A 17,296-nucleotide genomic window follows, 5' to 3' on the forward strand; every position below is an offset into this window, starting at 1 on the left:
GTCTGGAGGAGTCCCGGCTGGGGACGGTGGAGCGGCGTATCGATGCGGATCTGCGGCTGGGCCGGCATTCGGAGCTGATTGCGGAGCTGACGGAGTTGACGGCCCGTTATCCCCAGCATGAGGGGCTGCATTCGCAGGCGATGGTGGCGCTGTACCGGTCGGGGCGTCAGGCCTCGGCGCTGGAGATCTACCGCAAGCTGCGTATCCGGATGATCGAGGGTCTGGGGGTGGAGCCCTCGCCGCAGGTCCAGCGGCTGCATCAGGCGATGCTGGCGGTCGATCCGCAGCTGGATGTGGTGGCCGGGCCCCGGCGCGGTTCGACGTTCGACCTGTACGCCGCCTGAGCCCCCGCCCGGGGCCAACGCCCGGGGCCGCCGCGCCGCCGGCCACCCGCCCCGGGCGGCCCGGCGGCCCGGCGGCGCGGCGGTGTGTCCGTTGCCGTCCCCGCCCGGCGGGGACGGGACGGGCGCATACCGTCGGCGCCCGGGCCGGTGGGCACGGCGGCGGGCGCGGGTTGTCTGCGGGCGCGCTCGGCGGGTGGGTGCGGCGGTGAGTGTGGGCTGGATGAGGAGATGCATCGCGTCGACGGGGTACGGCCTGACGGCGTAGGGGACGAGCTGGATGAGCGCAGTTGTCGTCCGGCGAAGACGGTCGGCCAGTTCCGTGACCTCCTCGGAAGGCCGGCCGAGTCCGCTCACCGGGCACGGCCTCCAAGTCCTCGTGCAAGACCGGCTTGTCGATGCTGATCTGGGACCGGCGCAGTGCAACATGCAGCGGGCCCAACGACGCGGAGCCGGCGGAGTATCGACGGCGCATCAGCTCTGCGCAGGCTTTCGCGGCGATGGTCATCGGCGCTTCCTCTCGGGCAGCGTGAAGGTGCACCATGTCGCTGGGCAGGCAGGGCTGACGCCCCAGTCGGTGGAGTAGGCGCCGACGGGGGCCATGCCCCGGCCACTCTCGTCGTCTGCGGATGCCTGACGGACCTTGGGGGGTCCCGGGTGCACTGTCGGTCACCACGGTCACAACCGTTTCCGAGGTGGTGATCAAGCGGAATCCGACGAGGCCGTTCCCGTACCGCAACGCATGGGTCGCCAGTTGGCCGGCGACGAGCATTGCGTCTTGGATGAGGTCCTTCGTCAGCCCGTGGTGCCGCAGCTTCGCCGCATCGATGCGACGACAGCGTGCGACCCACTCGGCGTCCGATGGAGGCACGGGTGGGGTAGAGGACCGCCGTCCGAGCTGGGCCTTGCGCCTGCCGGTCAGGCGGCGACGCCGAGCTCCCTGCGGGTCCGGCGGACGAACTCGCGCACGGCTGGCTGGCGCCGCCAGGGGGCGAGGGCAGTGTTGAACTCGGCCACGTAGTCCTTGGCGCGGCTCGACTGGACGCGAGCGAGGATGTCGACGCTTCGGTTGCCGAGCTCGAGACCGTGGTCGAGGTCGCGGGCCTGGAGGTGAGCGGTCCCGACGATCGCGAGGCGCATGCCGACGGACCGGGTGAACGCACCGGGTGCCATGGCGGCGGCCTGCTTGTTCCAGACCAGGGCCGTCTTGGGGTTCTTCAGGTCGCGGAAGATCTCGGCAGCGTCCGCCGAGAGGCGGGAGTGCTGGTAGAAGTCGATCCAGCCAGGCTCATCGCCGCTGTCGGCCTTCGCCTGGTCGAGGAGGTGTTCGGAGGCGACCAGGGCTCGGGAGGCGGCCCTGGGGTCGTTCTCGCGGGCGTGCGCACGGGCCTCGATGAGCTTGGTGAACGCAAGCACCCGTGGAGCGGCCTGGTCCTGGGCCCGGTTGAAGGCGCCCTGGGCCATGTCGACGGCCTCGCTCGCGAAGCCCCGCATCAGGGACTGCATGGCCATCGTGGTCAGCACATAGCAGCCCAGCTGCACGTCACCGCCGGCACGGGCGAGGCTCAGGGCCTGGATGAAGTGGCGCTGCGCGGCATCGTGCTCCCCGACGTCGAACGCCGTCCACCCCGCCAGCCTCGACAACTCTGCGGTCACGGAGAACAGTTCACGGCCGATCTTCTCGGAGAACGAGCCTGCAAGCAGCGGGCCCGCCCGGTGGTCGAGGCAGTCGGTGACGGAGCTGGCCTTCCAGCTCCCGCCGCCGTACTTCGAGTCCCAGTGGCGGGCGTCGTCAGCGGCCGCGCGCAGTTCGTCGAGGTCGGCCCGGCCGACCTGTTGACCGCCACGGCGTTCGGGGTTTTCGTCGGCAGGCGTGACGAGCCATCTGGTGACGGGGGTGGTGAAGGCGGAGGCGGCGAAGCCGGATCCAGCCAGAAAGTCGCGGCGGTTCACGGAGCTCCAGAACGAAGTGGCGACGCGGGCAGCGGCGGCGGGGTCTCGCGGGTAATCCAAACCCACCGAGGCGTCGATTGTCTCCGCCTCGCCCATACCGATCTCGCTGAGGCTGACGGGCCGGCCGAGCCTCTCGCCGATGGCCTGCGCCAACAGGGTCGGGATTGGCCACTTCGGCGTCATCCCTCGCTTGCACCAGTTCGCCACGGATGTGTGTGAGTAGTGCGTCTTTATCCCGGCGTGGTGGGCGAGCTGGTTGACGCGCCAAGCCAGGGATTTGTGGCTCGCGCGGCTGGCTTCGATGAGCCGGGCCAGGTCCGTGTTGGGCGGACGGGTCCGGCGGGTGGTCGATGCCACGACCTTCTCCCTTGCCGGTGACAGGCCGGACCACGGGCGACTCGAACAAGCTGTTGAGTACGTATGCCTGTACGTGATGAAGCACGAGGCCCGTACTCGCCGGGGGGAAGAGCCGTACACGATCCGCATGTTGGTCACTGACGATATTCCTCCCCGCTCGGCCGCGAACCGTCTTTGCGAGTGGTGAGCCCCCCTGTGAGCCCTCCCCGTGATCTTGTCGGGCGGCTGTGATGAGGGCCCAGGCTGCCGCCGGACCGGAACAGAACTCCTTCCGGCGGCGGCCGCCGCCACGGCACCACCACACTCGGGGGTGAACCAGATATGTGCGGAATCGCAGGACTGGCCGGAGCGGATGCCGCCCGGCACGAGCAGACCGTCGGCGCGATGGGCGCCACCCAGGCCCACCGCGGCCCGGACGGCACCATGCACGCCGCGGCGATGGACGGGCGGGCGGTGCTGGCCATGAACACGCTGCTGATCGTCGACCCGCAGGCCATGCCCGGCCCCTACCTCGACCGCGAGACCGCGGTCCTGCTCGCCTTCAACGGCGAGATCTACAACTACCGCCAGCAGGCGAAGGCGTGGGGGATCCCGCTCGGGCACCGGGAGACGGACGCGCACTTCGTGCTGCGGGCCTGGGCCAAGATCGGGCCGTCCTGCCTCGATGGACTGGACGGCATGTTCGCCCTGGCCGTCTATGATCCGCGGGCCGGGAAGCTGTTCCTCGCGCGGGACCGGCTCGGGGAGAAGCCGCTCTACTGGCGCCTGGACGGCGGCCGACTGGCGTTCGCGAGCGAGGTCACCACCCTGACCGGCTACGGACCCTCCCCGCTGGTCCTGCGGCCGGAAGTCCTCGCGATCGAGACGCCGGTCGGCGTCGACACCCCCTTCCAGGGCATCCAGTTGCTGGCCCCCGCCACCGTGCTGACCTTCGACGTCGCCACCTGCTCCCTCGACCAGCACACGTACTGGAGTCTGGCCGACCGGCAGCCCTTCACCGGCACCTACCGCGAAGCCCTGGCGGAGTTCTCCGTCGTCCTGGCCGAGCAGATCCCGCTCAGGGCCCCGGTCTGCGACTTCGCCCTCTTACTCTCCAGCGGGCTGGACTCCTCGGTGCTGGCCTACCTGCTGCGGCCCCCGGTCTGCGTCACCGTCCGCTACCGGGGCCAGGACCGCCTCGACGAGTCGCAGATCGCGACCCGGATCGCCTCCGACATCGGCGCAGAGCTTGTGGTGGTCGAGCCGGATGCGATCGACTTCACCAAGGTGCTGCCGCACATGATGTCCGCACTGGACTACCCGATGGGCAACGCGTCCACGTTCTCCGAGTACATGGCCTACCGGAAGATCGCGGACCTCGGACTGAAGGTGGTGGTCGGCGGGCTCGGCCCGGACGAGTTCCTGATGGGCTACGTCCGCCACTCCCTGGTCCTCTTCGGCCCGGACGCCGTGATCGCCGCTGGGTTGGACGCCTACAAGCCGCTGGCCGCGAAACTGATGCACGCCGCCGGCGAGGATCTCGACCCAGCCGAGGCGGTCACCCGGCTCGCTCTGCGCGGTCCCGACCCCGACCGGCGGATCCGCGACCTGATCGCCGCCGCGATAGAGGGGGCGAACGGGGACCTGGCCCGCGGCCTCACTCTCGCCGACCTGGCCACGGCATGGCGGCCGTTGGTGATGACCAGCGACAAGCTCGCCTCCGCATACGCCCTCGAACGTCGGTCCCCCTTCCTGGCCCGGGAGCTGGTCGAGCTGTCCTACCGGCTGCCCGTCGGCCACAAGATCGACCACCCGGCTGAGGGCAAGAGGATCCTGCGGGACGCCGCCAAGGCCGTCGGCCTGCCGCGGGAGGTCTGGGGCAGCCGGGACAAGCTCGGCTTCGCCTCCCCGGTTCCCGCCTGGCTGAACGGCCAGCTCGCCGACTGGGCGGACGCCCAGATCAACACCGCCCTGGCGGAGGCCCCGGCCGCGATGCGGCCACTGCTGGAAGGTGGGCCCGAGCCCAGCGGACGGTTCGACCGCACCCGGATGCAGTCGCTCATGGCTGCCGCCTGGTTTCGCAACCAGACGGTGAGGACTGCCGCGTGATCATCCCTCACCTCACTACGGTGTCCGGATGCACCAGGACACCACCGCCGAAAGCCCGGCCACCGCCCGCGGAGCGGTCGCGATCATCGCCAACCGCCGCGGAGAACTCCTCCTGCACCTCCGTGACAACCTGCCCGGCGTGATCGCCTGGCCGGACCACTGGAGCGTCCTTGGCGGCGGCTGCGACCCCGGGGAGGACCCGGCCACCACCATCATCCGCGAACTCGACGAGGAAGCCGGACTGACCGACATCGCCGATCTCACCGAGCTGTTCGAGATCCGTGACGAGCACGGCTCGGGGCAGCTGATCACGTTCTTCTCCGCCTCCTGGGACGGCGACGAAACCGCACTGCCTCTCGCGGAGGGCGTGAAGCTCCAGTTCCTCACCCCCGAGGACCTCGCCTTCCGCACGATTCCGCCGTTCATCCGCGACGGGATCAACCGCTACCTGGCCACGCGGCCCGCCTGAGCACCCCGCCCATCCGGGCGGCGCAGAGGTGGGGCCGTCGGCGGCCCCACCTCACAAAGGAATCCCGCTCATGAAGCTCACCGTCGTCGGCTGCGGCTACCTCGGCGCCACCCACGCCGCCTGCATGGCCGAACTCGGACACGAGGTCCTCGGCATGGACTGCGACATGGGCAAGGTCGCGATCCTCAACTCCGGCAGGGCCCCCTTCCACGAACGCGACCTCGACGACCTGATCACCAAGCACACCGCCTCGGGGCGACTGGAGTTCACCGCCTCCTACGCGGAGGCCGCCGCCTTCGCCGACCTGCGCTTCATCGGTGTCGGCACCCCACAGCAGCCCGGCGAGAACGCCTACCACCTCTCTCACCTGTTCACCGCCGTTCGCCAGCTCGCCCCCCGTCTCAAGTGCCCGGCCGTCGTCGCGGTGAAGTCCACCGTCCCGGTCGGCACCGCACCCCAAGTCCGCGACATGCTCCATGAGTGCGCACCCGCCGGCAACGCGATCGAGGTCGCCTGGAACCCGGAGTTCCTGCGCGAGTCCTTCGCCATCGACGACACCCTTCGCCCCGACCGCCTCGTCCTCGGCTTCGATGCCGAGCGCTCCTGGGCCGAAGCCGTCCTGCGGCAGTGCTTCGAGGAGATCATCGAGTCGGGACGCCGGCGATCGTCACCGACTGGGCCACCGCAGAGCTCGCCAAGGCGTCCGCGAACGCCTTCCTCGCTACGAAGATCTCCTTCATCAACGCCATCGCCGAGGTCTGCGAAGCCTCCGGCGCCGACGTCACCACCCTCGCCGGCATCCTCGGCCAGGACGCAAGGATCGGCCGTCGCGGGATGCGGCCCGGCCTCGGCTTCGGCGGTGGCTGCCTCCCCAAGGACATCCGCGGCTTCATGGCCCGCGCCGGCGGCCTCGGCGCCGACCAGGCCCTGACGATCCTCCGAGAGGTCGACGCGATCAACAACCGCCGCCGCGAGCGCATGGTCGACCTCGCCCGCGAACAGCTCGACGGCGACCTCGCCGGCAAACGCATCACCATCTGGGGCGCCGCCTTCAAGCCGGACACTGACGACATCCGCGACTCACCCGCCCTGGCCGTCGCCCAGAAGCTCCACGAACTCGGCGCCACCGTCACAGACCCACAGGCCGTCGACAACGCCCGCAAGACACACCCCGAACTTGACTACCTCGACGACCCGACCGCCGCCGTCCAGGACGCCGACCTGCTGCTGCACCTGACCGAGTGGCCGCAGTTCTCCCACGTCGACCCGCACCGCCTCGCCTCCCGCGCAGCGAGCCCGAAGGTCATCGACGGACGCGGCACCCTCAACACCGTGACCTGGCGCGAGGCCGGATGGACTGTCCGATCGCTGGGCAGGCCCTGACCCCGCGTTCCCGCAATGGCTGCGGGTCCCCGGCCAGCGAGACCGGGGACCCGTCCCGATCCTTGGTGCAGCGTTACGCACAGCGACCACCAAGGGACGGCGCTCTGGGACGTTCTGCTCATGATCCGCGCTTCCGAGCAGTGCTCATCACGTGCGGAAAGCGCCATCGCCGCAGGGCCCGGTGCTCACGAAGTTGCGGTCCCCATCGCGTACGCGAAGTGGCGGAAGGAAGGTCTCATCCCGGAGCAGCGGACCTTCACGACTCCGGCCGTGCTCGAGGAGAGGGAGAAGGCCCGCGCCGACTTCAACGTGGAGACCGCTCCGGCCGGCGGGGTGGTGATCGTCCGTATGGTCCTCAGCGACCGGCTCGGGCTGTTTTTCCAGGGTGAGGAGGCCATGGACCGCATCGACTTCGCCGCGCGCAAACTGATCGAGGTCCGCGGACCCGTGGGGAGGCCCGGCCCGGTCACCGTCCTCGCCAGCGAAGTGGCCTCGTTGCCAGCTGCGAACGCCGGGCCCGACGGCGGTCCGGATGCCCTGTCCGACGCGATGATCCGCGCGCGGATCGACATGGTCCGCAGGATGAAGGCGATCGAGAAGGAACGGCCCGAGGGCTGACCGGCCGGCCGCGCCCTACCGGGCCGTGGGGTTCTGCGGCCCGGTGGAAAATCAGGGGAGTTTGATGGAGAAGACGACCCGGTCTCCGGTGCGTTGCTGGCCGGGTGCCACGTACATGCTCTCGTTCGTCCCCCACAGACGGCCCGATTTCGGGGCGTAGGAGAGATTCTGGGTGAGGCGGGGGGAGCGGGTGAGTACGTGGGGGGCCTCGTTCGGCTTGGCGCGGTGGATGCAGTTGAGTGCCGCGGGGTCCTTGACCGGTGGCTCGCCGTCCTGCCGCCAACCCGTGGGGCAGGCCCCGCTGGAGTAGTAATAGGTGCCGTCGGTCGCGGTGCCCTGCGCAGCCCACACCGGCGACGTGTAGGCGGCCGATGCCGTGGTGGTGCCGATGCCACTGCCGTCGTCAGCCTTGGGCAGCGCCACATCCGCGTTCAGCGGCCAGCGTGCGAGGCGACCGCGCACACCCGTGGCCGAGGTCGCGTAGGTGACGTGTTCGCTGGAGACGAGGGCGTCGGGGTAGGAGCTGCGGTCCAGGCTGAGGGAGCTGAGGCAGATCTCGGTGCCGGTGCCGGGTGTACAGCCCGAGCCCTCGTGCGCGCCCTCGATGTCATAGCGCCCGATCATGGGCATGGCCCACTGATGCCAGCGGGCGGACGACTTCCCGTTGTCGACGCCGACGTTCTCGGCGAGGGATGTCATCTTCCACAGGTGACGCATGTCGTAGACCTGGAGTTCGCCGCCGTTGGCCACGAACAGCCGGTTGCCGTACCAAACCATGCCGTCCGCGTGGGTGTTCTCCACCGGAGTGAAAGTCCCCGACGTCCCGGCGACGGAGGGCACGACCAGGAGGACGTGCCCGTAGGAGGGAGCGGTGCCTCCCTGGTTCTTGGCGAGGGTGATCCGGGCGAACTCGTTCTTCGATCCGCCCTTCCCGTAGTGCCAGGAGGCCGCGTACAGGTGGTTGCCTTCGATGGTTGCGTCGGGGGAAGCATCGTGACTTGCGGTCAGCCCCTGCGGCATCCAACCGCCCTTGACGTTGTCGTAGTTGTTGGTCACGTCGTCGGTCGTGTCCCAGCAGAAGCCGTCCGGGTCGAGCCTGATGTCGAGTCCTGTGGAGTGACAGAGTCCCGCCCTGCCCACGTGCTGGCCCGAGGCCGCGACCTGTGTCGGCGTCACCTTGGTGACCGTTCCTGTGGCCTCGACCGCCTCGACCGCCTCGCGGGAGGCGGTCCAGGCCCCGTCGGTGGTAAGCATCTTGAACTTGGAGCTGGGTATCGACTTCAGAGTCTCCGGAGGCGCTTCGGCCGCTGCCGCGACGGAGGGAGCGGCCACCAGGCCCGCCCCCAGGGCGGTCAGGCCGAAAAGTATGCCTGCAAGGTGGCCCCGCACGGTCAAACGCCGTCTGTTCATTCGATGTTGAGTGGGCATTAGGGGAAGTTAGCCGAGGTAGATGGCGCCTGCAACCACGTATGGGCCGCGCGACAGCGCTCCGGGGCCCGACCGGTGGTGGCCCTCGAACGAGGCCGCAGCGCCCGGCTTCGGGTACGGATCCTCTCGGGGGATAGCTGAGCTGGGAAGACGCTGATGGGTGTGTGGCGGCGGCGTCGTGCTTCTGCCGTGGCGGGGTGGAGGTGGGATGCCATGGTGGCTTTGCCGGAAGAGCTTCAGGCGCGGGAGGGGGCGGCACGCCAGCGGGTGGAAGAACTTGAGGCTGCGGCGGCGGAGTTGGCCGTCCGGCACGGGAGGTGGGTTGTCCGTGTGCGCGTTCGGCGGGTGGGGGGCTTGAGTGGTGTGCGGGTGGGGGTCGAGCGGGGTGGGGGAGAGTGCCCGGTAAAAAGAGACTGCCACCATGCCCCCCTTGTTTTTCGCCGGGGACCTGAGGGCCCCGGTGCGCTTGTGGGTGTGGCGGGGCGCGGGAGAGGAGGCCCGGTTGTCCGGGCAGCGTACCCATCATCTGGCGCACACCGTGGAGGTGGCCGCGCCGGCCGGTGTCGTCTATGCGCTGATCGCTGATCCGGAGCGCTGGCCGCTGTATCTGCCGGGTCATGTCTATGCCCAGCGTCTGGATTTCGACGGTGTTCATGAACGGCTGCGGGTGTGGGCGCTGGCGGGGGAGGAGGTGGTGTCCTGGACCTCGGAGCGGCTGCAGGACATCACCCGCCGCTGTATTTCCTTTCGTCAGGATCTGTGCGGGGAGCCGGCCGTCTCGGTGGCGGGGCGCTGGCAGGTCACCGCGCTGGCCGCGGGCCGGTGCCGGCTGGGTGTGGAGCATGAGGTCACCACCGCCCGGGAGCGGCCCGGGCAGGGGCGGCGGCTCGCGGGGCTCGCCGCTGCGGGCAGCCGGTCGGCTCTGGCCGGGCTGCGGTGGGTGGCCGAACGCCACGACCGTCTGGAGCAGTTGGCGCTCTCCTTCGCCGAGAGCATCCGCGTCAGGGGGCCGGCCGAGCTGGTCTATCAGGTGCTGTACGAGGCGGCCGACTGGCCCGGGCCGCTGGCGCATGTGCGCGGGGTGGCGGTGCGGGAGGAGCGGGCCGGTATCCAGCAGGTCACCTGGGAGCTGGCCGGCGCCGACGGCAGCGGGTGGCACCGCGAGTCGGGGCTGCGGATCTGTTTTCCGCATGCCGGGCGCATCGTGCACAAGGCGACCGCGCCCCGCCCGCTGCTGAGTGCGCACTGCGGGGAGTGGTCGGTGCTGCCCGACGAATACGGGGTCACCGTCGTCGCCCAGCACCATGTCCTGCTGTGCGAGGACACCGTCGAAGAGGTCCTGGGCGCGGGTGCCACCCTGGCCGATGCCCGCCGCCGCATCCGCACCCAGCTCGGCCACGAGAGCCGCCAGGTCCTGCACCTGGCCCGCCGGCACGCCGAATCGGCCATCCACGTCCTCTGACCCCGCCACCCGCCCGGGCCCCCAGGCCCGCCCCGCCAGACGGCCGCGCGGCCGGCCCGCAGAGGCATGGTTGGCCCCCGGCCCCGGCCCCCGGCCCCGGCCCACGGCCCAGGTCCGGCCCGGGCCCGGGCTGGGAGGCTGGTGCGGGGGTGGAGTTGGGCGGGGGCATGCCGCTGGGGCTCCCGCGCCCATGCGGCGTATCGGGGTCAATGCCGGTGTGCGGGGTGCAGGGTTGGCCCCTCAATGGCGGTGTGCGGGTGCAGGGTTGGCGCCTCGCTGCGGCTCCGCCCGGCCGGGGGCTGGGCCTGGGGGAGGGCCGGGGTGGGGGAACGCCATCGGGCCGGCCTCCGCCCCCGGCCCGTGAGGCGGCGCATGGGCGGGGTGCTCCAGCGGCGGCCTGGGGGCGAGGACCGGCCCGCCGCCTGGCCCGGACCGGCCCGGGGGATGGCGCGGGGTGGCGGGGGTGGCCGGGGGCATGCCCCGCCCCTGGTCCCTGCCCCCCGGCCCTGCGGTGCGTGGGCGGGGTGCCTCAACGGCCTCCTGCGGGAGCGGGGTTGGCCCACCGCTCCAACCCGGGCCCCGGCCTTGAGGGGCCGGACGCGGGGGTGGAGCCGGACGGGGGCACACCCCAGCGGCCCACATCCCCCTCCTGGCCCATGCCCCTGAACCCGCTCCCCGGGGTCCTGGGGTCCCGCACCCCGCAGCGCGCCGGCGGCACCCCGGACCCACCCGGCGACGGCGATGCCTGCCCGGTGCAGCAGGGGTTGGTTGTCCCCTCCCGGGGGCGCTGCGGCGTGCCCGGGGTCGCACCGCGCGCCCAGTCTCGGAGCCGGTGCCCTGCCCCGGTGCCCGCTTCCGGGCCAGGCGGGTGGCGCCCCCTCGGGCGGCCGCCACCGCTGCGCGTGCCCGGGGCTGCACCGCGCGCGCCCAGCCCCGGGGGCGGGGTTCTGCCGTGCCGGGCGGCGCCCTGCGGACAAGGCGGGTTGGGTGTCCTCTTATATAGGGGAGAGGGGCGCCGTCGCAGTACGGCCCGGCCCGTACTGCGCGCGCCCAGCCTCGGGAATGGGCTCTGCCGCGCTCGGTGGCACCGCTGGGCGAGGAGGGGTTGTTCCTGCCCTCGACCCCCTCGACCCCCTCGACTCGCCGCCCCTGTGCGGCCCGGGCCGCACCACGCGCACCCAGACCCGGGGGTGGGTAGGCCCTGCCGTGCCGTGCGCCACCTCCAGATGAGGGCGCAGCCGGGGGAGGGGGCGGCCCTGCGTTTGGGGCAGGCGATCGCGGGGTGCGCCGCCGGGGCCTGGCCTCGCGACCGCCCTCCCAATTCCTGCCGCGCCCCGCCCCCTTGCCCGCGCCCACCTATCCCGCTGCCGCACCTCCGGGCCGAGGCCGGGGGTGCGGGCGATCGCTTGGCCTGGCGGCAGGGGCGCCGGGCGGCCCGCCCCGTAACCCGCCCGCCCCGCAGCCGCCCTCCCAACTCCCGCCGCATCCCGCCCTCTTGCCCCGCGCCCGCCTGCCCCGCCGCCCCCCCCAGGCCATGGCCGGGGAAGGGGTCCTCCCGCGTTTGGAGGGGGTGAGCGCGGGGCGCGCCGCCGGGGCTCGCCCCGCACCCGCCCCTCCCAACCCCTGCTGCACCCCGCCCGGTTGCCCCGCACTCGTCTGCCCCGCCGCGCCGCCCCCCGGCCGGGACTGGGGGAGGGGCCTGCCCTGCGTGCGGAGGGGGCGAGCGCGGGGTGCGCCGCCCGGGGCCCGCCCCGCACCCGCCCCTCCCAACCCCCGCCGCATCCCGCCCCCTTGCCCCGCGCCCGCCTGCCCCGCCGCACCCCAGGCCGGCACCGGGGAAGGGGGCACCCCACGTTTGGAGGGGATGAGCGCGGGGCGCGCCGCCGGGGCCCGCCCCGCACCCGCCCCTCCCAGCCCCTGCCGCATCCCGCCCGGTTGCCCCGCGCCCGCCTACCGCGCCACTCCCCCCCGGGCCGAGGCCGGGGGTGCGGGTGATCGCTTGGCCTGGCGGCGGGCGGCAGGCGGCTCACCCCCGTCACCCGCCCCGCCCCGCATGCCCCGCCTCCAACACCCCGCACCGCCCGCCCGGTTGGCCCGCCCCACCCCGCACCCGCCCCGCACCCGCCCGCCTCACCGCCCCCTGCGGCCGGGGCGGATCCGGACGGGAAGGCTCCGCGCCCGGCCGGGTGCCGGACCCGCAGGTCGTGACCTACGTCACTTTCGGGGGGCCTTGGTGCAGGGGCGGCATCCGTGTCACTATTTCTGCACGACTTCCCTGCCCAAAGCCGTTTTCGAGGCGGTGGGGTGCCGGTCGTAGCCGCCGCCCCCCACGGGTCGTGCCGAGTTTTCTCGCCCCCTTTGCGGCGCTGCTTTCCCCCCTTTTTTTCTGCGGGCCGGTAAAGCCCTTCCTGTCATGACGCGCCGGTGCGCCGGCGCGCTGGCGGGCCGGGCCGGCGGGGGTTGCCCCTCGTGGTGCGGCGGGCCTGTTGCTGCTGGGTCCGGCCGTGTTGTCCGCAGGCACCTGCACCACCCCCCTTCCGGCGGCCGTGCGTTCAGGTTCCCGCTTTCCCCCACGCCCCCTGCTTCGCGGCCCGGCCGGCCCCCGCCGTCCGGGCCACCGCCCTGCCCGGCACCGGCCGGGCCCCGGGGCCCGGGTCCGCCCCCGGACACCGGCGCCAACCGGACGGCGGGCTCGAACCGGACGGTGGCCGCGGGCGCCACGTCCCGGCCCCGGCCGGCGCGTTGCTCCCCTGCCGCCTTCGGCCGCCTCCGCCCCACCCCGCACCCCCGCCCCGTCCCGTTGCCCGCCCCGCCGGGCGGGCCGGGCGGACCGGGTGTGCGGGGTGGGGGTGCGGAGGCGGCCGAAGGCGGTACGGCAGACGCCGTCACCGCCGCGCCGTCACCCCCCCCGGCCGCCCCCTTCAAGAAGGGGGCGGCCGGGTGTGCGCGAACGCTTCTTCACGTGCAGAAGGCAGACTCTAGAGAAAGTGGATTCCCGATATGCCGAGGCTATGCAAGCCGTCAGTGCGTGTGCCGGAATACGTCATCACCGCCGAAGAGACGGTGCAGTTCGCCGAGAAGGTCCACGCCGGGAAGCCGCAGCTTCCCCTGGCGCTCAGGCTGATCCGCAACACGGGGGTGCAGAAGCGGCATATCGTGCAGCCCATCGAGCAGACCCTGCGCCACCCGGGCCTGACCGAACGCAACCGTATCTACGAGGCCGAGTCGAAAAAGCGCACCCCCCAGGTCGTCGAGGAGGCCCTGGCCAACGCCGAGGTCACCGCCCGTGACATCGACGCGATCATCTACGTGTCGTGCACCGGGTTCCTGATGCCCTCGCTGACCGCCTGGCTCATCAACAAGCTGGGCTTTCGCTCCGACACCCGCCAGATTCCCATCGCGCAGCTGGGCTGCGCGGCGGGCGGCGCCGCGATCAACCGCGCGCACGACTTCTGCCTGGCCCACCCCGGCAGCAACGTCCTGATCGTCGCCTGCGAGCTGTGCTCGCTGTGCTACCAGCCCGACATGGACGACATCGGCTCGCTGCTCTCCGACGGCCTGTTCGGCGACGCGGTCGCGGCCGCGGTGGTGCGCGGCCGCGGCGGCACCGGCATCGAGCTGGAGGCCAACTCCTCCTACCTCATCCCCCACACCGAGGACTGGATCTCCTACGCGGTGCGCGACACCGGCTTCCACTTCCAGCTGGACCGCCGGGTGCCGGGCACGATGGAGCCGCTGGCCCCGGTGCTGCGCGAGTTCGCCGCCGGCCACCGCTGGGACGCCTCCAACCTCGACTTCTACATCGTGCACGCCGGCGGGCCGCGCATCCTCAACGACCTCGCCAAGTTCCTCGACGTGGACCGCAAGGTCTTCCGCCACAGCTGGGCGACGCTGACCGAGTACGGCAACATCGCCAGCGCCGTCGTCCTGGACGCCGCCCTGCGCCTGTTCGAGGAGGACACCCCGATGCCCGACGCCACCGGACTGATCGCTGGGTTCGGCCCCGGCATCACCGCCGAGATGGCCCTGGGCCGCTGGGCCGCCGACGCCCCGCCCGCCGCCGGCTGACCTGCCCCCCTTCCCGCCCCGCCGCCACCGGGGGCCTCTTCGTGCTGCCGCGCCGCGCGCGGCGCACACCGATCCGTGTGAAGGAAACCCACACCCATGACAGGCAGCCTGATCGTGCCGCCCGGCGGGGGACGCAAGCTGGTCACCCCCGCGCAGGAGGTGACCTTCAAGGCCACCCACGCGCAGGGCTCGGCCGTCTCCATCTTCGAGGTGGTCGTACCGCCCGGCTTCGACGTCGGCGCCCACGTCCACCACGAGTCCCAGGAGTTCTTCTACGTCCTCAAGGGCGAGCTGGACCTGATGTGCTTCGAGCCCACCGAGCGCACCACCGACACCTGGCACCACTGGCGCTCCGCCGGCGGCGAGCGGGTCATCCGCGCGGGCGAGGGCGGCTGCATGTTCGTGCCCTCGGGCGTCCCGCACGCCTTTCGCAACGCCACCGACCAGCCGGTCACGATGCTCTTCCAGAGCTTCCCCTCGCCCGACCACGAGCGCTACTTCGAAGAGATCGCCGAGATCTGGGCGCGCGGCACCACCGTGGACCCCGCGGCGGTGGAGGAGATGCGCAAGCGCTACGACGTCCAGGAGCTGACCCCGCTGCGCTTCGAACCCCCCGCCCCCCAGCACCACCAACAACACACACAGAATCAAGGACAAGGACAGGGACAGTGAACGCCGTGACCTCCGCCATTCCCCTGGTCCACGCCAGCCTGGGCGAGCAGGAACTGGCCGCCGTCGCCGAGGTGTTCGCCTCCGGCTGGCCGGCCGGCCAGGGCCCCCGGGGCAAGGCCCTGGAAGCCCAGCTCGCCCAGCGCTACAGCAGGCAGGCGGTCGCCCTGAGCAACTGCGGCGCCGCCCTGCACCTGGCGCTGCTGGCCCTGGGCGTGCAGGGCGGCGACGAGGTCATCGTCGCCGACTACACCTTCCCCGCCCCCGCCCACGCGGTGCGCTACCTGCAGGCGGTGCCCGTCTTCGCCGACGTGCGCCCCGACACCCACACCATCGACGTGCAGGCGGTCGCCGACCTCATCACCCCGCGCACCACCGGCATCATCGCGGTGGACACCGTGGGCCTGCCCGCCGACTACCAGCAGCTGCAGGAACTGGCCGACCGCCACGGGCTGTTCCTCATCGAGGACGCCGCCTGCGCGGTCGGCGCCACCTACCAGGGCCGCCAGGCCGGCGCGCTGGCCCCGCTGGCCTGCCTGTCCTTCCACGGCCGCAAGGGCGCCACCAGCGGCGAGGGCGGCGCGCTGCTGGCCGCCGACCCGGCGATCGCCGCCGATGCCCGGCTGCGCTCCTCCTTCGGCATCGGCAGCATCTTCGACCAGTCGAAGATCGTCGGCCTGCCGGTGCCGGAATTCACCGAGGTCGGCTACAACTTCAAACTCTCCGACATCGCCGCGGCCATCCTGCAGATCCAGCTCGGCCGGATCGAGGAACTCCTGGCCCGGCGCACCGCGGTGGCCGCCGCCTACGGCGAACTCCTGGCCGGCGAGGAACTGCTGAGCCTGCCCCAGGTGCCCGCCGACCGCACCCACGCCTGGCAGTCCTACCTGGTCGCCCTGGACCCGCGCGTCGACCGGGCGGCCCTGGCCGCTGACCTGCGCGGCCAGGGCATCGGCTGCGGCCACGGCACCTGGGCCAGCCACCTGCAGCCCGTCTTCGCCGGCAAGCAGAGCTGCCCCGTCTCGGCCGACCTGTTCGCCCGCCACCTGGCCATCCCCATGCACGCCGAACTCACCCCCGAGCAGATCGAACGGGTCGTCACGGCGCTGCGCACCGCCCTTCGCACCCACGCGGCCCCCGCGGGCCGGGGAGGAACCGCATGAGCACCCACCCGCCCACCGCACCCACCGGCCCCGGCCCGGACACCGCCCCCGGCACCGGCACCGGCACCGGCGCCGGCCCGGACACCGGCCCGGACACCGGCCCGGACACCGTGCTGCGGCTGATCAACGGCTACTGGTCCACCGGCCTGCTCGGCGCCGCCGCCGAGCACCAGGTCTTCACCCACCTGGAGCACGGCGCCGACAGCGCCGCCGAACTCGCCCGGCGGGCGAAGATCAGCGAACGCGGCGCCCAGACCCTGCTGGACGGCCTGGTCAGCATCGGCCTGATCACCCTGGCCCGGGGCGCCTACCGCAACACCGCTGCCGCCTCCGCCTACCTGGTCGCCGGCCGGCCCGCCGACCTGTCGGCGATGGCCCGGCTCAAACTCACCCACATGGCCAAGCTGGCCGCGCTGCCCGAGGTGGTCCGCGCCGGCGGCCCGGTCAGCGACCCCACCACCGAAGTCGCCGACAACCCGCACTGGGGCGAGGTCGTGCCGGCCATCGCCGCCCAGTCGGTGCCCGCCGCCGCCGTCGCCGCCGACGTGCTGGGCCTGGCCGGGGCCGGGGAACTGTCCATCCTGGACATCGGCGGCGGTTCGGGCATCTACTCCGCCACCTGGCTCGAGCGCAACCCCGCCGCCCGCGCCACCCAGCTGGACTGGGAACCCATCAACGCCATCGCCCGCCGCCTGCTCGCCGAACGCGGCCTGAGCGACCGCTTCACCTGCATCGACGGCGACTTCCACACCACCGACTTCGGCCACGGCGCCTACGACGTCGCGGTGTACTCCCACATCGCCCACCAGGAAGGCCCCCAGGACAACATCGCGGTCTTCACCCGCCTCAAGGACGCCCTCAAGCCCGGCGGCGCCCTGGTGGTGTGCGACTACGTCGTCGACGACGACCGCAGCGGCCCGGCCTTCCCGCTGCTGTTCGCCTCCGAAATGCTCCTGAAGTCCCAGCAGGGCGGCACCTGGCGGCGCGCGGACTACCACGCCTGGCTCACCAAGGCCGGCTTCAGCGACATCACCTTCCACGCCGCCCCGCCCGCCACCCTGGTCATCGCCCGCTAGCCCCCGGCCGGCCCGCCCGCACCAGAGGCGCCCGCAGCAGAGGCGCCCGCAGCACCCGCACACCGAAAAGGACAGCACCGTGGAACCTGTGAACGTGGCAATCATCTATTACAGCGCGACCGGCACCGTGCACACCCTGGCGCAGGCCGTGGCCGAGGGCGCGGAGAAGGCCGGGGCGAACGTGCGGCTGCGCAAGGTCGCCGAGACCGCCCCGCAGGCGG

At 72.4% G+C, this 17,296-nt stretch carries 12 protein-coding genes and 1 pseudogene; 11 read left to right on the top strand and 2 right to left on the bottom strand.

The genetic code is table 11. The features are described from left to right. Window positions 1–344, top strand: a 344-nt coding sequence (locus ACZ69I_RS38755; protein WP_470837216.1) for an AfsR/SARP family transcriptional regulator, incomplete at its 5' end; no start/stop codon positions are given. Window positions 345–1,259: 915 nt separating this feature from the next. Here the strand turns inward: ACZ69I_RS38755 and ACZ69I_RS38760 are convergent. Further along, window positions 1,260–2,651 carry a sporulation protein gene (locus ACZ69I_RS38760; RefSeq protein ID WP_470837218.1) on the bottom strand — a complete coding sequence of 464 codons (1,392 nt, stop codon included), beginning with the start codon at window positions 2,649–2,651 and terminating at the stop codon, window positions 1,260–1,262. Between the two features lie 321 nt (window positions 2,652–2,972). On the opposite strand from ACZ69I_RS38760, the gene ACZ69I_RS38765 reads away from it, so the two are divergent. From ACZ69I_RS38765 to ACZ69I_RS38780, 4 genes and pseudogenes are all read left to right on the top strand, one after another. Beyond that, on the top strand, window positions 2,973–4,739 hold the full coding sequence (locus tag ACZ69I_RS38765; protein WP_467682421.1) for an asparagine synthetase B family protein: 1,767 nt from the start codon (window positions 2,973–2,975) through the stop codon (window positions 4,737–4,739). A 28-nt stretch (window positions 4,740–4,767) separates the two neighbouring features. Next, window positions 4,768–5,208, top strand: a complete 441-nt coding sequence (locus tag ACZ69I_RS38770; RefSeq protein WP_467682420.1) for an NUDIX domain-containing protein — start codon at window positions 4,768–4,770, stop codon at window positions 5,206–5,208. A 70-nt stretch (window positions 5,209–5,278) separates the two neighbouring features. Beyond that, window positions 5,279–6,591, top strand: a pseudogene (locus ACZ69I_RS38775) (UDP-glucose dehydrogenase family protein). A 120-nt stretch (window positions 6,592–6,711) separates the two neighbouring features. Beyond that, window positions 6,712–7,209 (top strand): zinc finger domain-containing protein, encoded by a 498-nt coding sequence (locus ACZ69I_RS38780; protein WP_470837220.1) that lies wholly within the window; start codon window positions 6,712–6,714, stop codon window positions 7,207–7,209. A 51-nt stretch (window positions 7,210–7,260) separates the two neighbouring features. Here the strand turns inward: ACZ69I_RS38780 and ACZ69I_RS38785 are convergent, their stop codons facing one another. Continuing rightward, window positions 7,261–8,463, bottom strand: a complete 1,203-nt coding sequence (locus ACZ69I_RS38785; RefSeq protein ID WP_470837221.1) for a hypothetical protein — start codon at window positions 8,461–8,463, stop codon at window positions 7,261–7,263. A gap of 676 nt (window positions 8,464–9,139) precedes the next feature. Here ACZ69I_RS38785 and ACZ69I_RS38790 point away from each other — a divergent pair. From ACZ69I_RS38790 to ACZ69I_RS38815, 6 genes are all read left to right on the top strand, one after another. Continuing rightward, entirely contained in the window at window positions 9,140–10,099 is a 960-nt protein-coding gene (locus ACZ69I_RS38790; protein ID WP_470837223.1) for an aromatase/cyclase, read from the top strand. Between the two features lie 3,000 nt (window positions 10,100–13,099). Further along, the gene (locus tag ACZ69I_RS38795; protein WP_467682417.1) at window positions 13,100–14,167 is read left to right on the top strand and encodes a type III polyketide synthase; all 1,068 of its coding nucleotides are present in this window, start codon (window positions 13,100–13,102) and stop codon (window positions 14,165–14,167) included. A 96-nt stretch (window positions 14,168–14,263) separates the two neighbouring features. Then, the gene (locus tag ACZ69I_RS38800) at window positions 14,264–14,839 is read left to right on the top strand and encodes a cupin domain-containing protein (protein WP_470837225.1); all 576 of its coding nucleotides are present in this window, start codon (window positions 14,264–14,266) and stop codon (window positions 14,837–14,839) included. 5 nt (window positions 14,840–14,844) lie between these two features. Further along, window positions 14,845–15,999 (top strand): DegT/DnrJ/EryC1/StrS family aminotransferase, encoded by a 1,155-nt coding sequence (locus ACZ69I_RS38805; protein WP_467682415.1) that lies wholly within the window; start codon window positions 14,845–14,847, stop codon window positions 15,997–15,999. Continuing rightward, window positions 15,996–17,075, top strand: coding sequence for a class I SAM-dependent methyltransferase (locus ACZ69I_RS38810; RefSeq protein ID WP_470837226.1), 1,080 nt, complete (start codon window positions 15,996–15,998; stop codon window positions 17,073–17,075). The genes ACZ69I_RS38805 and ACZ69I_RS38810 overlap by 4 nt, the downstream gene beginning before the upstream one ends. A 79-nt stretch (window positions 17,076–17,154) precedes the next feature. Then, window positions 17,155–17,296 (top strand): flavodoxin domain-containing protein (locus ACZ69I_RS38815; RefSeq protein WP_470837227.1); only part of this gene is annotated, 142 nt, incomplete at its 3' end.

This window comes from Streptomyces sp. NPDC036815, assembly GCF_055609205.1.

What these genes read in the sequence shown, in the direction of transcription:
- ACZ69I_RS38765 (WP_467682421.1), top strand. Translation starts at nt 2,973, where the DNA reads ATGTGCGGAATCGCAGGACTGGCCGGAGCGGATGCCGCCCGGCACGAG.
- ACZ69I_RS38770 (WP_467682420.1), top strand. Translation starts at nt 4,768, where the DNA reads ATGCACCAGGACACCACCGCCGAAAGCCCGGCCACCGCCCGCGGAGCG.
- ACZ69I_RS38780 (WP_470837220.1), top strand. Translation starts at nt 6,712, where the DNA reads ATGATCCGCGCTTCCGAGCAGTGCTCATCACGTGCGGAAAGCGCCATC.
- ACZ69I_RS38785 (WP_470837221.1), bottom strand. Translation starts at nt 8,463, where the DNA reads ATGCTTACCACCGACGGGGCCTGGACCGCCTCCCGCGAGGCGGTCGAG.
- ACZ69I_RS38795 (WP_467682417.1), top strand. Translation starts at nt 13,100, where the DNA reads ATGCCGAGGCTATGCAAGCCGTCAGTGCGTGTGCCGGAATACGTCATC.
- ACZ69I_RS38800 (WP_470837225.1), top strand. Translation starts at nt 14,264, where the DNA reads ATGACAGGCAGCCTGATCGTGCCGCCCGGCGGGGGACGCAAGCTGGTC.
- ACZ69I_RS38810 (WP_470837226.1), top strand. Translation starts at nt 15,996, where the DNA reads ATGAGCACCCACCCGCCCACCGCACCCACCGGCCCCGGCCCGGACACC.